General features: G+C 72.3%; 11 protein-coding genes. 4 read left to right on the top strand and 7 right to left on the bottom strand.

Annotated elements, in window-relative coordinates; genetic code table 11:
- Both ACIQOW_RS38930 and ACIQOW_RS38925 read right to left on the bottom strand, forming a co-directional pair.
- Positions 1 to 699, bottom strand: coding sequence for a TnsA-like heteromeric transposase endonuclease subunit (locus ACIQOW_RS38930; RefSeq protein ID WP_401092613.1), 699 nt, complete (start codon positions 697 to 699; stop codon positions 1 to 3).
- A gap of 310 nt (positions 700 to 1,009) precedes the next feature.
- Complete coding sequence (locus ACIQOW_RS38925; RefSeq protein ID WP_401092611.1) at positions 1,010 to 1,966, bottom strand: TniQ family protein; 957 nt, start codon at positions 1,964 to 1,966, stop codon at positions 1,010 to 1,012.
- Positions 1,967 to 1,986: 20 nt separating this feature from the next.
- Between ACIQOW_RS38925 and ACIQOW_RS38920 the strand changes: the two genes are divergently transcribed.
- Positions 1,987 to 4,416 carry a Helicase associated domain protein gene (locus ACIQOW_RS38920; RefSeq protein WP_401092609.1) on the top strand — a complete coding sequence of 810 codons (2,430 nt, stop codon included), beginning with the start codon at positions 1,987 to 1,989 and terminating at the stop codon, positions 4,414 to 4,416.
- 286 nt (positions 4,417 to 4,702) lie between these two features.
- Positions 4,703 to 5,479, top strand: a complete 777-nt coding sequence (locus ACIQOW_RS38915; RefSeq protein ID WP_401092607.1) for a hypothetical protein — start codon at positions 4,703 to 4,705, stop codon at positions 5,477 to 5,479.
- Positions 5,480 to 5,528: 49 nt separating this feature from the next.
- Here ACIQOW_RS38915 and ACIQOW_RS38910 read toward each other — a convergent pair whose 3' ends face one another.
- Genes ACIQOW_RS38910 through ACIQOW_RS38890 form a run of 5 tightly spaced genes read right to left on the bottom strand, consistent with a single transcriptional unit; the run spans position 5,529 to position 10,313 of the window.
- Entirely contained in the window at positions 5,529 to 5,795 is a 267-nt protein-coding gene (locus ACIQOW_RS38910) for a hypothetical protein (protein WP_401092606.1), read from the bottom strand.
- A gap of 48 nt (positions 5,796 to 5,843) precedes the next feature.
- Positions 5,844 to 6,446 (bottom strand): hypothetical protein, encoded by a 603-nt coding sequence (locus tag ACIQOW_RS38905; protein WP_401092604.1) that lies wholly within the window; start codon positions 6,444 to 6,446, stop codon positions 5,844 to 5,846.
- Positions 6,443 to 7,489 (bottom strand): TniB family NTP-binding protein, encoded by a 1,047-nt coding sequence (locus tag ACIQOW_RS38900; protein ID WP_401092602.1) that lies wholly within the window; start codon positions 7,487 to 7,489, stop codon positions 6,443 to 6,445. Before ACIQOW_RS38900 ends, ACIQOW_RS38905 begins: the two co-directional genes overlap by 4 nt.
- The gene (locus tag ACIQOW_RS38895; protein WP_401092600.1) at positions 7,486 to 9,567 is read right to left on the bottom strand and encodes an integrase; all 2,082 of its coding nucleotides are present in this window, start codon (positions 9,565 to 9,567) and stop codon (positions 7,486 to 7,488) included. Before ACIQOW_RS38895 ends, ACIQOW_RS38900 begins: the two co-directional genes overlap by 4 nt.
- Positions 9,567 to 10,313 (bottom strand): TnsA-like heteromeric transposase endonuclease subunit, encoded by a 747-nt coding sequence (locus tag ACIQOW_RS38890; protein WP_401092598.1) that lies wholly within the window; start codon positions 10,311 to 10,313, stop codon positions 9,567 to 9,569. The genes ACIQOW_RS38895 and ACIQOW_RS38890 overlap by 1 nt, the downstream gene beginning before the upstream one ends.
- Positions 10,314 to 10,512: 199 nt before the next feature.
- Here ACIQOW_RS38890 and tap point away from each other — a divergent pair, with 199 nt between their 5' ends.
- Positions 10,513 to 13,059, top strand: a complete 2,547-nt coding sequence (tap, locus tag ACIQOW_RS38885) for a telomere-associated protein Tap (protein ID WP_401092596.1) — start codon at positions 10,513 to 10,515, stop codon at positions 13,057 to 13,059.
- 95 nt (positions 13,060 to 13,154) lie between these two features.
- Positions 13,155 to 13,733 carry a telomere-protecting terminal protein Tpg gene (gene tpg / locus ACIQOW_RS38880; protein ID WP_401092594.1) on the top strand — a complete coding sequence of 193 codons (579 nt, stop codon included), beginning with the start codon at positions 13,155 to 13,157 and terminating at the stop codon, positions 13,731 to 13,733.
- Positions 13,734 to 14,017 lie beyond the last annotated feature (284 nt).

Below are 14,017 nucleotides of genomic sequence, written 5' to 3'. Positions count from 1 at the left end.
TCATGCCCACACCGGGGCGTCCGCCAGCAGGGGCCGCGTCCAGTCGAACCGCAGGCGCTGCTGCCACAACAGGCGGTAGGCGAGATCCAGCGCCACCAGTCGCGGCACCCCGCACGCCGCCACCCCCTCGTCCAGCGGCCTTGGCTGCCGGAAGGCGGCCAGTACGGCGTCCTCCCGGTCCCGCTCGCCGGGGGTGGGGAAGCGGTAGTCCGCGAGCCACATGAGGTTCGCCAGCCGCACACCGCGCGGCACCGGCCACAGCCGCACCGTCCAGCCTGCCGCCTTCGCGACCTCGTGCAGCGCCGCCATCCGCTCCTGCCACTGCGGACCGGCACGGCGCTCGGGCGGGACGACCACCGCGCAGCGCGATCCCCGGCGGGTGCGGGCGATGAAGTCCGGCCGCCACCGGTGCCGCACACGGCCCTGCAGCCAGTGCAGTTCGACGGGTTCACCGCTGAAGGGCCCGATTCCGGCGGTGAAGTCCAGCTCCACCGCCACCCGCAGCCGGCGCAGCGACCCGCACACCACCGTCGAGCGGGACGACGACGGCCAGGCGGTGATGACGCCCTGGCGGCCGTGGTAGGCGACGGGGTCCGTCGGCGGCAGGCGCTCCTCGAGCGCCACGCCGGCCAGGTCGCCGGCCCGCGACGACGTCAGCTCGCCGTGCTCGTCAAGGTGCCACCCGACGACGTCGCGCACCGGACTCCCCCTTCCCCACCCTCCCGGACGCCACCAGCTTGAAGACACCGCCGGCCGAGCGGGGGAGCGCCAAGGCCGGTATCACCCGAACGGATGAGCTTCCTTGACGCGGGCCCGCGCCCGGTGGCCGTCGTTCGGGGCCGCGGCGCCGTGCCGCACGGCTGGCGCTGCGGACGGGCAAGCAGCACAGCAGCCGCGCCCGGCTCTGCGGCCGCGACCCCGGCCCTCCCGCACGACACGAGGCCACGCTCGCTGGCGCCGGCCGCTGCAGGCCTCAAGGCCCGCAGGACGCCCCGTACCCGGTCTTCGCCTACCTGCGCCCCTCGAGCCAGCGCAGGAGCTCGTCCCGGCCGACCTCGCAGTCCAGCCCCGCCCCTGCCATCAGGCCCTCGGCCTCCCTGAGCCAGCGGCTGCGGTCGGGACCGCCGAACCGGCCACCGCGTTCGAAACGCAGCATCGAGCACGCCAGGGCCGCCGCCTCTGGATAGATCACCAACGGCACGGCCCTGGCCGTGCGGGCTCCCAGCCCCGCCCGCCAGGCCCGCTCCGCCCACAACGGCTCCTCCGGCGCGGCAGCCCACCACAGCCGCACCACCCGGGAGGCATCTGCGAAGGCCCGGCTCCCGGCCGCCGTGAAGCGCCGCACCAGCCGCAGCCGCACCTGATGCGCCCGCACGCACTCCGGCAGCGCCCGCATGTCCACGAAGGAGGGCTCTTCCTGGCGGGAGTCGTCCGTCCACCGCAGGTGCCGCAGACACACCTGCCAGGGCTGCGGCGACATTAGCCACACCGGCTCGCCGATTTGGCGCGCGTACCCGCACAGGGCACACCGGCGGACCGGGTACCCGTTCTCCGCCTCCCACGGCCACTGCCACAGCGCCTCCCTGCCGCCGGGCAGCACGTACTGCTCGGCCAAACTCGGAAGCGCCCGCCGCAGCATCTGCGCCGGCAGGCCGGACAGGACTGCCAGGTGCCGCAGCCCGGGCTCGTTCACGTACATCTCGGTGGACTGCGGATACCTCTCGACCCGCTCGGGATCGGCCGAAGCCTGCCCTTGACCGACGCGGCCCAGGAACTCGGCCAGTCCCAGGCCGTTGCCGTGTGCGAGCCGCGCGACGAACGAGCCCGTCGACTCACCTCCGACCAGGCGCGCCCGGCCAGGCAGCGGCCACCGAGGACCGAACCTCAGCCCCGGCGCATCCGTCACATGCCCTCCCGCTTGTCCCGCCCGGAACCGCAGCCCACCAGCGCGCAGCCCCTTGGTCAAGAAGGCGGTCACTCCTTCGGGTGAACGACCCGCAGACCCGTGCCTGCCAACGGCTGCTTCTCCCACGCTCGAACGTGAGAGCGTCGGCAGTCACCCGGGAGGGACCCTTGGCCGCACCGAGGCACGGGGGCCTGCGCAGTCCTCTGCGTGGACATCAGGACCTGGCCGTCGACTCGTGTGTGTCCGTCTTCAAGGAGGGCGCATCCCGGGCCACGATCACCATGGCCACCGGCAGCGGCAAGACCCACGTCGCACTGAACACGGTCCATGAGGTGGCCCCGAACGGACGTGCCCTCGTGGTCGTGCCGTCCCTGCGCCTGCTCGAACAGACCGCGGCCCTGTGGCACCACGAAGGACGTCCGGGCCGCTACATCGGCGTCTGCTCGCGCGACACGCCTGCCGACCCGACCCTGGCCGGCATCCTCACCACGACCGACAAGTCCGAGGAACTCGCGGCCCTGTCCGCACAATCCGACGGCCCGCTCAACGTGTTCTGCACCTATCAGTCCCTGGACAAGGTCACCCAGGCACACGCCGCCCTCCACCTGCCCGGCTGGGACGTGATCGTCGTCGACGAGGCGCACCACACCACCGGCAATCTCGACAAAGCCTGGGCACAGGTCCACGACAACGACGTGCTCCCCGCCCGCCACCGCCTCTACATGACCGCGACCCCTCTCGTCTTCGATCGGCAGAAGGGGACCGAGCGCGGCGTACCGCCCGACCGTGTCGTCGCCTCCATGGACGACCACAGTCTCTACGGGCCCACCGTCTACAGCATCTCCCTCGCACGATCGATCGACCAGGGACTGCTCGCCGACTACCGCATCGTCGTCATCACCATCCGCAACGAAGACCTGCTCCACGCCCTGCGCCGCGACACCAGCACCTGGACATCCGAAGCACTACGCACTGCCGCGGCCCAACTCGCCCTCACCCTCGCCCAGCAGCGCTACGACCTGCGCCGCACCCTCACTTTCCATCCCTCCATCGCCGCCGCAAAGACCTTCGCCGACACTCTCCCCGGCACAGCCGCCCTCCGCCCGGGCTTCGACCGCTCCCTGCTGCACGTCGGTACCGTCAACTCCCACGAGACCCCCTTCGAACAACACCAGGCCTACGCCGCCTTCGCCACCACCCCCCTCAACACCGTGCCAAGCACGGCGGCTCCGCACCGTGCGGTCCTCACTAACTGCCGGTGCTGCAGCGAAGGCGTCGACATTCCCGCCATCGACTCCGTGCTGTTCGCCCACCCCAAGACCAGCACCGTCGACATCGTCCAGGCCGTCGGCCGAGCGCTGCGCCAGACACCGGGCGACGGAAAGATCTCCACCATCGTCATTCCCATCTACCTCGCCCCGGGCGACGACATGGGAGAAGCCACCAGGAGAACACCCTGGCGCCTCCTCTACGAGGTCCTGATCGCCCTCAGCCTCTACGACGAGCACACCTTCCACCGCGTCGAACACCTGGAAGCACACCGCCTGGGCGAATCCGCACTACCCGAACTGGCAGCCGCCCCCGAACGCGCCGACGAGATCCTCCAATTCCTCGACCTCAGTGACACCCCCGCACCCAACCAGCTCTGGGACTACGGCTTCGCCAGCGCCGAGCGCTTCCGCCGCGCACACGGACACCTCAACGTTCCCAGCCGCTACCTCGGCCCCGACCGCTTCTACCTCGGCTGGTGGATCGGCCAGCAACGCTCACTACGGCTGAACGCCATGCTGCTCCCGGACCGGATCAGCACCCTCGACACCCTCGGCATGCTGTGGGAACACCCTCCCCGCAGCATCGAACGCAAACTCCAAGTCGCCCGTGACTACATGAGCCGCAACGGACATCTGGCGCCGGCAGAACACGAACGTCACGGCGGCCTCCACCTCGGCCGCTGGCTCGCCGACCGCCGCAGAGAAGTACGCGACCGCACCCTTCCCGTCTGCTACCAGCGGGCCCTCGGCGAGATCTACCCATGGTGGAGCGAGCCATGGCCGCCCGCCTGGAAACGGACCTACGCCCAGGCTCTCGCCGCTGCTCGCAAGGGCGATCTCGCCTTCCCCACCCTGCGCCCCCAGAGCGACCACGACCCGCTCACCCGCTGGCTCGACGACCAGATTGACAACCTCGCCAAGCTCGGTGACACCAGGCACAACCTTCTCGGCGCCCTCCCCTTCACCCATCCCCTCGCCCTCTTGTTGCGCCGTCCTCGCGGCGCCGCCGAGTGGGCTTTCGCCCGGGGCCTGAGAGCGGCCCGAACCTTCAGGCGCAACCACCAGCACCTCGACGTGCCCTCCTGGTACCGCTGTGCTTTGGACGGCACCGACTTCCAACTCGGCAGATGGATATCCGAGAGACGCCGAGACCCCGGCGCACTGTCACGTGAACAGCTCGATGCTCTCGAAGCCCTCAATATGCGCTGGACCTCACGCTGGCGCCCCCGCACCGGCTGAAAGACGCTCCGGCGTACTCGCACTTCCACACCCAGGGCGGCGGTTGTGGCCCTGGCGAATTGGGAGGTGTTCGATTCCTTCCTCCGCCACCAGCACATCCGTCATCCACCCCGGTTGTCCTGTGTCAAATGATCTTGACCGTTTCCCAAACGATCTTGATCACATCAGAACGGTTAGCTGTGATCACGAGGTTCGGCTTCACCGGAGCAGGTGGGGGCTGACGCCCTGCTCGTCGGCCAGGGCGGCAGGCTGCTGGCCCGGGATGCTCCAGTAGGCTGCGCTGGTCATGGATATGCATGCCGAAGCCGAGCAGGTCCGGTGCGGCGCGGGTGCTTTCGGTCCGCCGATCCGCCAGCTCTTCCGGGACGTCATCGCCGACCGCCTGCCGGGCCGCAGGCCGCCCCAGGCCGCGATGCTGTTCGACGCCGGGACCGACTCCTCCTGGGACGACCGAAGCTTCCTCGGGGACTTCTACAACGAGATCCTCCACCAGGACGCCTGTCAGCCGACTACTGCCGACGGCCTCGTCCTGCTCGCGACCCTGGCTGTCGACGACCGGGTCCCTGCCCGACACCGGTTCCAGGCCGTCGGCCTGCTGTTCAGGGCCGCCACCGTCGCCGAGCGCCATCTCGCCGAGGCCTGGCCGGCCACCCCGCGACATGCCGATCCCGACAGCGAGGCCCGGGCCCGCGGCGCGGTTCAGGCCCGCACGCCGGATCTGCTGACCCGTTGGCCGGCCGAATGCCCGGCGGTTCGGCTGGCCCTCGCGGGCCTCGCCGTTGTCTTCCCCACCGAACGCACCCTGCCCGCCCTGCTCCCACGCCTGCAGACCTTCATCCACCAGCACCCGCAGGGCAGCGACATCGGTGACTACGTGCGCCTCGTCCTCGTGCTTGCTACTCAGGACGAGGACCGGATCCTCACGATGACCGAGAACCTCACCGACACCTACTGGACGGGAACGGCGCGAGGAGCGCCGACACGGGCACGGGCCCTCCACCTCCTCGGCCAGATGCTGACCAGGGTCGGAGCCGGACTCAGCGGGCTGCGCGCCGGGCGGTGACACCCCGTGGGCAGCGCGGGTCCCGTGCCCAGCCTGGAGTGATTGGCCACTACTTCACGAGTCCGAACCCGTCCGGGAACGCTGCCAGGAATTCACGGCGGCCGGGATCGGTCTCGGCTTCGGTCATTGCGTCGATCACCTGCTGGAACTCCGCGCGCTGGGCGCTGGACAGGCGATCCACCACTGCGGCGACGCCCTCCAGCGCCTTCACCGCATCGTCCTGATCCATGAGGTCGTCGTCCGCGCTCTCGACGAACCTGGTGAGATCCACGAGCGCCTCCGCCAGGGCACGGGTCAGCGACGGGTACTGCGACATGGACGATCCTCTCGAAGGCAGTGGCCGCGGAAATCTGAGCGCACCCAATCACATGCGGCGGACACGCTGGAGGAAGGCGTTGATGGCGGAGTAGGTGAGCGGTGTGTCGTGGTCGTCCATCATCCGGGCCCAGATCTGCGCCGTCGAGCGGCCGGCCCCGGCCAGAGCGCGGATGCGGCGGCGCTGGGTGTCGTCGGCGGGCACGGCCCGGGCCAGCCGACGGACGGGTTGCTGCTGAAGGGCCCGGCGCAGGTCCTTGCGACGTAGTCCGTGGCGCCGGGCGGCCAGCCGCCAGGGGACGCCGTTGCGCGGCGGTGCCAGCGCGAGAAGCAGGTCGATCCCGCGGATGAGCTCACTCTGCCCGGCCTCGCGCAGGTCCGCGGGCTTGTGCTGTTCGGGCTGCGGCCTGCCGGGGGCATCGGAGAGGGCACGTCGCAGGTCGGCCGGGCGGCGTCCGGCGAGCTGGGCGAGGAGGGTGATGTCGGGCTTGCCGATGTTGGACCTCGGACTGGTCAGGGCGTTCAGATAGCTGGGTTTGAGGTGGTTGGCCCGCGCGAGGCGGCGGAGGTAGCTGTCGGTGCCCTCGCCGAGCCGCGGAGGGACACGGACCGGCAGGGGCCGCAGCGGCGGCCGGGTGCTCGGGTCGGTCATCGGCGGCGGCCGGAGGGCGGGGTGCTGGCACTGGTCTGGGCGGCGTGGTCGAGCGGGATGGCGTCCAGGCCACTCTTGGTGATCTCCTCGGTGCCGGTGAGGATCGCGTCGATGGCGGCGCCGCGGATCTGGTGGGACAGGGCGCCGATCATGCCGCCGGTGCGGTGGTGGAGGTGGCGGTCGAGGACGGCGAGGGTGCCCGGCCGGTGGTCGTGGAGCAGGAGGTGCTGCTCGAAGGTGGCGACCAGGGCGGTCCATTCCTCGCCGTAGGGGAAGGGGCTGGTGGGCAGCAGGGTGAAGCGGCCGGCGATCTGTGCGCCGCGGGTCCCGGACAGCAGGTTGCTGCGCTCGATGTCGATGCCGGCGTAGACGAACGTGGCGGGGATGCGCTCGGAGAAGTACTTGAGGGTGTCGGCGACCTCGGCACCGGAGCGGCTCGTCAGGGAGATGTTGTGCAACTCGTCGACCAGGACCAGGCCGGTGCGGGTGTCGGTGCAGACGCCGACGACGGCCTCGGTGATGTCGGTGATGTTCGCGCTCCGCGTGACCGGCAGGCCGAGGAAGCGGGCAAACTCGGCGGCGAGCATCCGCGGCGTCGCGGCGGGCGGGACGGTGATGTAGACGACCGGGATACGCTCGCCGCGGCCGGGGTGGCGGGCGCGGTCGAGGAGTTCGTGGGCGCGGCCGAGCTGGGTGATGGCGATGGTCTTGCCGGTGCCGGCCGGACCGGAGAGGATCAGCCCGCGCCGGGCGCTGACGGCGTGCCGGTTCAGCAGGACCAGACGCCGCCCGCAGGTGACCGCGTGCCGGACCGTGGAGGTGGCGACGACCCGCAGGCGGGCGTGGTGGTCGAGGCGGGCCTCGTCGTAGAGCGTCCGCTCCAGGTCGCCGAGCGCGTCGTACCGCCGCCGGGACAGCAGCCTCGGCGGCGGGGGCGGATCGGCGGTGAACTGCCGCCAGCCCTCCAGCGTGGTCAGGTGCCGCCCGGCCGCCTCGTCACCGTCCCGGTCGGCGGGGTCGGTGATGGTGGGGCGGGCGGTCACGTGCGTCTCCAGGGGTCTTCCAGGGGGTCGAACAGGCCGAGCGGGATGACCTTGGCCAGCGGCCGGCCGCCGTCTGCGGGCTCGGGCTCGGGCTCCGGAGCCGGTGCGGGCGGCGTGGGGGAGTCCTTCGGCGGGACGGCGGCCGCGGTGGCGGTCGCGCGGGTGCGGGCGGCGACCCGCCGGTCGCGCCGGCCCGACTTGCCCGCGGCGGGCCGGTCGGGTCCCGCGTGGGCGCGGGTGAGCAGGGCGGCGACCGCGTCGGCGATCTCGGGCTCGGTGGCGCCGGGGCGCTGGTGGCGGACATGGTCCCAGGCGAGTTCGCCGAAGGGGACCGGGGCCCGGTGCAGATGCTTCCAGGTCGCTTCGATCCAGGGTCGGTCTTCGGCGCGGTGGTCGCGTACCCAGATCCGGGAGACGTCGTAGGGGTCGCGGTGGATCTCCCACAGGCCGCGCTTGGCGGTGATGCCGGAGCCCTGGCGGCGGAGCGCGTCGAGGCCGGGGGTGTCGTAGACGCGGTGCTTGAACTTGATGCCGTAGTCGTTGACCGCGCGCCACTCGGTGGGCAGCAGCTCGATGTAGTCGTCGCCGGCGAGCGCGACGGGGACGTGGCCGCAGGCCTCGACGAGGGTCGCGTACTTCTCGTTCGGGGTGAACGTGCGGCTCGGGTGCGCGGGGTCGCGCAGGCTGTCGTGCGGCCGGTTCTGCCAGTGCGCGACGATCCACTCGTCCAGCAGCTCCTGGAGCTCCAGCAGCGACCAGAGCCGGTCGCGCTCGGGGTGGCGGCCGCGGTGGTCGGTGCTGCGGCCCAGATGGCCGGGCAGGAACTGCACGAACAGCGACGCGATCGAGGCCAGCATCTTCTCGATGTGGCCCTTCTCGAAGCCGGAGCCCTTGTGCGCGGGCTGGAAGTCGATCTCCAGGAACCGGCACGAGGACTTGAAGTTGCGGGAGATGAACGCCTTCCCGTGGTCGCAGACGATCATCTCCGGGACGATCACCGGCCGGGCGGCGGCGTGCTCCAGGCGCTCGTCCAGGCTCAGCAGCCGGCGGTGCGGCAGCACCGAGCGCGACATCCGCAGGGCCTCCGCCCAGCCCGGCCGCTGCGGCTCCGGTGTGACGGTGCGGGCCAGCAGCACGCTCGCGTCGACCGCCTTCGTGGTCGGCCGCAGCACCGCCGCGGTGAGCGTGCGCGTCGCCACGCCGATCATCGCCGTCAGCTCGATCCGGCCCGGGACACCGTCGTCCAGCAGCACCATCACGTCCATCGGCGTCGAGTCGATCTGCATCACCTCGCCCGGCGCGAACGCCGGCAGCTCGCCGAACGGGGTCTTCGCCCCGTGGGCCCGGGAGCGGCGGGTGCTCGCGGCACCGAAGGTGTGGGTGCCGCGGGTCAGCTTCGCCAGCAGCCGGTAGAGCGTGCTTCGCGAGGGCAGCTCGACGCCCTGGGCCTCGGGCGTTTGCCGCAGGATCTCCCCGGTCCGCCAGATCAGGTACGACCCGGTGCGGGTGGAGGCGTCGACGCCCTCGCTGATCGCCGCGCGCATCGCCGCGACCACTCGCGCATCGACCGCGGTGAACTCCGGGGTCCTGGGGGCGGCGCGGCGGTCGACCAGGCCGAGCACGCCGTCGGCCTGGTAACGGCGCCGCAGGTTGGCGATCGCGCTGGCCGACACCTCGTGGCCGGCCGCTGTCAGCTCGGCGGCCTTCGCCCGCTGCCGGGCCGTCAACGATGTCCCCAGCCCGTAGCCCGGGCGCGGCGCAGTGTCCGGGACGGCGTCCGGGCGGTAGCCGTGCAGGACTTCGAGGATGTGGTCTTCCCACCACAGAGCCTTCTCGACCGCCTGCGGCGGGAACGTCTCCAGCCGGGACTGCGCTGGCAGCGGCGTGCGGACCGGCAGGTCGACCACGGCGAGGTCGGGGTCGACCGTCAGCTCGCCGATCGGCACCTCGACCTGGCCGCCGTCGGCGTCCGACAGCGTCGCCGACTTCGCAGTGACGCCCACGATCGCCCGGACCTGCCCGGCGAAGCGCACCCACGAGCCGACCACGATCCGGGACGGTCGCTGCATCCCGCTCATCACGCCCGCCTCCCGGCGCCGACCGACGTGGTCGACGACAGCGGCGCGCTCTCCAGGTCCGCGGCCAAGTCGCCCTGCCACAGCAGGTGGAACAGCACGGGCAGCACCACCAGCGGATCGCCCGCCCGCGCTGCCCCGGCCCGAAGCGGCGTCCCGACGGCGAACACGTCGAGCAGCCGCGCGGCGATCTCCGGATCGGCGCACCGGCGCCGGCGGTAACGCGACAGCCAGCGCACGTTCTCCATCAACACCGGCTCCGGCTCGCCGACCCGGACAAACTCCCAGCCCACCGCTCGGCAGGCCCGTTCCGTTGCGGCGAACGCCTCCGCGTCCGTCCGTTCGATCCGGTCGTCGGCCCTTACGTCCACCACCCGGCCCCGGCCGTCGGCCAGCCGCACGAAGTAGTCCGGAGCGTGTCGGCGCTGCCGCTGCCCGTCGTGCCAGCGCAGCCAGAACGGCTGCGAGGCGATCCCCACGACCGCAGGCTCGCGGTCCAGCAGGATCAGCCGGTCCCGCTCCAGCCACGATTCGTAACCCACGTGGTCGCCCACGGTGGCGGAGAAATACGAGCCCGCGAACCCCTGCCCGCCCTTGGCCCACCGGAACTCACGCACCGGATCGACCGACTCGAACCGCCGGTTCCAGACCTGCCCGAGCGCCAGCCGCAGGCGCTCGCCGCCCTCGACGAAGTCCAGCTCGAACGCGGACAGCGCCGGGTCGTCGTACACCAACGAGGCAACTGCCATCTGGGCCCCCGCCACCGATCAAGATCGAATGACAGAAACCTATCGTCCGTCAAGATCATTTGACAAACGGTCAAGATCATTTGAGACGGGACAGTCAACGGATGCCTTCGCGCAGGCCTCAATTCAGTGATGTGCGCTGAAATGTGCGATCCAAAAGTGACTTTCACGCTAGGGTGTGTGATGTGGAGGTGAGGTGTCGATGAGTGAGGACCTGTTCGCGTCGATCGACGCGCTGCTGGCCCGGCCGCGCCCGGTGGACGACCTGCCGGTGCCCGCGGAGCGGGAGCGGCTGCGCAAGGCCGGCGACTACACCCAGGAGGAACTGGCCGCCGCATTGAAGACACGCCGGGAGACGATCGTGCGCTGGGAGGCCGGGACGACCGAGCCGCGCCCGCCCAAGCGCGAGGTCTACATCCGGTTCCTCGCGACGCTGGCGCTCCAGCACGGCACGGTCGAGCCCACCGAGTGGCTGCGCCGGGCGCAGACCGCCGGCCTCGTCCCCACCACCGTCCAGGCCCCGGCCGAACCGGCCCCGGCTTCGGCCGCGCCCGCACCGCCGGCCGCCGTTGCGACGCCGACTCCGACTCCCGCCGCCCTGCCTGCCCCGCCGGTGCTCGGCGGCGGGGACCACGCCGTGGTGGAACTCGACCGCACGGCCACTGGTGAGCTGGTCGCCGCCGCCCCCGCGCCGTGCGTACGGTGCGGACGTCCGACGCCGTACCGCTCCCAAGGCCGACCGATGCACATGGGCGGCTGGTGCACCCCCGACACCGGCGTCGCCGAGCTCGTCCGGTCCGCTCCGGACGCGGTGGCCACGCTCGTCCAGGCCCTCACCGCTGAGAACACGCCCGCCCCGGCGGCGCCTGCGGAGTCGCCCGCCCCGGTCGCTTCGGTCGCTGCGCCCCGCCCGGCCGCCCCCGCCCCCGCCGCCCCCGCCCCGGGCACGGGCACGGCTCGGCGCGGCACGTTGTCCCGCCCCGTTGGTGCCAGTGCGCCGGCGCGGCCGCGGAAGGCGACGGCGAAGAAGACGGCAGCCAAGACCGACGACCCGGCGGACTGGGAGGCCGCCGCGGCCGCGCGTTTCCCGGCCGGGCCGCTCGCGGTGCTGGACGTCGCCCCCTCGGGCAAGGCCCTGGTGGCCTACCTCGCTGACGGCTCGGTGTCGCCGGCCCCGCCGGCCAGGCGTTCCCTGGCCGACGTCGTCGAGTGGGCGCTGGAGGCGAAGCTGGGCTCTCCGCGGCTGCACCGGCACGGCAAGGACGGCGACGCCCTGGTCGTCCTCACCGACGCCGCGCTCGCCGAGCTGGGACTGCCGCCGCTCGGGCGGGACGAGAAGAAGGAGTTCGTCCCCCGTCTCGGCCGGCTCCCGAAGAACCACAAGACAGTGAAGGCGCTGGAGAAGGCGGGCTGGCTGCTCACCCAGCGCGGCCTCGGGCCGTGGGCCCGCATCTACCGCACCCCCGAGGACGGCAAGCGCCAGTGCGTCCAGCTCTGTATCCCCGGCTGGGGCGCCCTCGCGTCCGGGGGCTGGCAGATCCCGGACGGCCTCGCTGCCCCCGGCCTGGCCCGGCTGCTCGGCACCTACGCCAAACGCGTCCTCACCCCCCGCGGCTCCACCGCTGTCTCCGGCCTCGAACTCGTCACCGCGCTGCGCCCGCCCACGAAGGCGGTGCGCACCGAGGCCGGCTGGACGTCCGGGCCGGTGGAGGGCTCCCGCCCGAAGGACGCCTTCGACCCGGCGCCGCCAGAGGTCCCGGACGTGCACCCGCTCGCCCAGGACCGCGGCCCCGGGCAGGAGCTGGTGACCGAGGCGTGGGACTGGCACCGGCCCCTCACCGACGCCGAGAAGGTCGCCGGCTGGGCGGTTGGCCTGGACGTGAACATGGCCTTCCTCGCGGCCGCGGGCCGCTTGACGCTGCCGCTGTCCGGCCCGGTGCACGAGCTGAACCCCGTCTTCGACAAGACGATCCCCGGCTCCTGGCTGGTCGACCTCTCCCATGTCGCCACCGACCCGTTGCTGCCGAGCCCGTTCACCGCGGACGGCTCCCGCCCGACCGGCCCCGCCTGGTACTCCACGGCGAAGATCGCCTACGCGGTCGAGCTCGGCGCCGCCGTGCGGCCCACCGAGGGCTGGCTGCGGCACGAGAGCGGCCCCTACCTTGACCCATGGCACAAGCGGCTGCGCCAGGCCTACCTGGACACGATGGCCGCCCTCGGCGTCCCAACCGACCTCGCCGACACCGACCCGACCGCGTTCCTCGACGCCATGGCCAACCTCAAGCAGGGCGACCCGGCCGAGCTCGCGGTCCTCACCGCGATCAAGCAGACCGCCAAGGGCACCATCGGCAAGATGCGCGAACGCCCCCGCGGCCACGGCTACAAACCCGGCGAACGCTGGCCGGCCCTGGACCGCCCGACCTGGGACCCGCTCATGCGCGCCCTGGTCATCGACACCGCCACCGTCAACCTCCACCGCAAACTCCGCAAGATGGCCGCCGACACCGGCCTGCACACCTTCGCCGTCCTCTCCGACTGCGCCGTCTTCGCCGCCCCCGGCCCCGGCGCACTCGACATCCTCATCCGACCCGACGGCACCCTCACCACCGCGCTGCGCCTCGGCGTCAGCCCCGGGATGGTCAAGTTCGAGGGCAGCAGGCCCATGACCGAGATCGCCGAACTGCTCGCCGACGACGCCAACCCCGCCCGGCACATCAAGACCGGCGGCATCGTCTCCGCCGACGAATAGCCCCTGCGGCCCGCCGGCACTCGCCAGGCGGGCCACCCACCCCACCACCACGCGACGCCGTCCCGGCCGAGACGGCAGGAAGGACCTGATGCCCCGTGGGGGAGATCGACGAGGGCCTGGAGCGCGCCGAGCGCACCCGCCCCATCCCGGTGCACCTGAATACCCGGGTGCGCTTCCTGTGGGAGAAGGTCGCCAAGGAGGACACCGCCGAGCTCGCCCGGGCGGCCGGGGTCTCGGTGCGTACCGCGCAGCGCTGGGTGCACGCCCTCAAGGCCGTCGCCGAAGGGGAGGCGGCGGGCGACATCCCGATGGCGCCAGCGAACATCGCGAAGGTCGAGAAGGCGGTGCGTGCCGCCTGGCAGCCGCGGGTGAAGCAGCGGGTGCGCCGCGACGCCGAGCAGCGCGGCTTCATGCTCCACATCCAGGCGACCTTCGGCTACAGCTCGGCGGCCGGCTCCACCGACGACCCCCGCCTTCGCACCATCACCCACAAGATGCCCGGCGCCGTGGCCCAGAAGCTGTACGCAGCCCGGGACGCCGGAGCCAGCCAGGCCGAGCAGGAGCGGATCCTCGCCGAAGGCCTACGCGAGCACTACTTCAAGGACAACGGCCACCGCGCCCGCGGCCTCGACGTCGAGCTCAACGACGTCGCCTGGATGGACGTCGAGCTGTAGAACCACCATCCGCCCTACATCACGACCGCTCGTGAACGCATGGACCCGGGGCGGGACATCACCACGCCGGACACGACCCGGGCTGCTAACTCCACCCGGTCCTGCACAGCGGATCGGGCCCCAGCCAGCCCTGACCCGGAAACGGGCCGAGAAAACCGGGACCGAGGCACCGGAAGGCCGGCCCCGGCCCGGGGCCGCCGGCCCGGGGCGCCGGCCCCGCCCCCCGCCCCCCGCCCCCGCCACCCCCCCCGCCCGGGCCGGCCCCGCCGCCCCCACCACCCCCG

It is taken from the genome of Kitasatospora sp. NPDC091335 (assembly GCF_044757205.1).
Classification (GTDB): Bacteria; Actinomycetota; Actinomycetes; order Streptomycetales; family Streptomycetaceae; genus Kitasatospora.
The sequence above is the reverse complement of the archived record's forward strand: the minus strand, read 5'-3'. Positions and strand labels throughout refer to the sequence as shown.

Excerpts from the sequence above, each read along its gene's own strand:
- ACIQOW_RS38915 (WP_401092607.1), top strand. The coding sequence starts at position 4,703 with ATGGATATGCATGCCGAAGCCGAGCAGGTCCGGTGCGGCGCGGGTGCT.
- ACIQOW_RS38910 (WP_401092606.1), bottom strand. The coding sequence starts at position 5,795 with ATGTCGCAGTACCCGTCGCTGACCCGTGCCCTGGCGGAGGCGCTCGTG.
- ACIQOW_RS38905 (WP_401092604.1), bottom strand. The coding sequence starts at position 6,446 with ATGACCGACCCGAGCACCCGGCCGCCGCTGCGGCCCCTGCCGGTCCGT.
- ACIQOW_RS38895 (WP_401092600.1), bottom strand. The coding sequence starts at position 9,567 with ATGAGCGGGATGCAGCGACCGTCCCGGATCGTGGTCGGCTCGTGGGTG.
- ACIQOW_RS38890 (WP_401092598.1), bottom strand. The coding sequence starts at position 10,313 with ATGGCAGTTGCCTCGTTGGTGTACGACGACCCGGCGCTGTCCGCGTTC.
- tap (WP_401092596.1), top strand. The coding sequence starts at position 10,513 with ATGAGTGAGGACCTGTTCGCGTCGATCGACGCGCTGCTGGCCCGGCCG.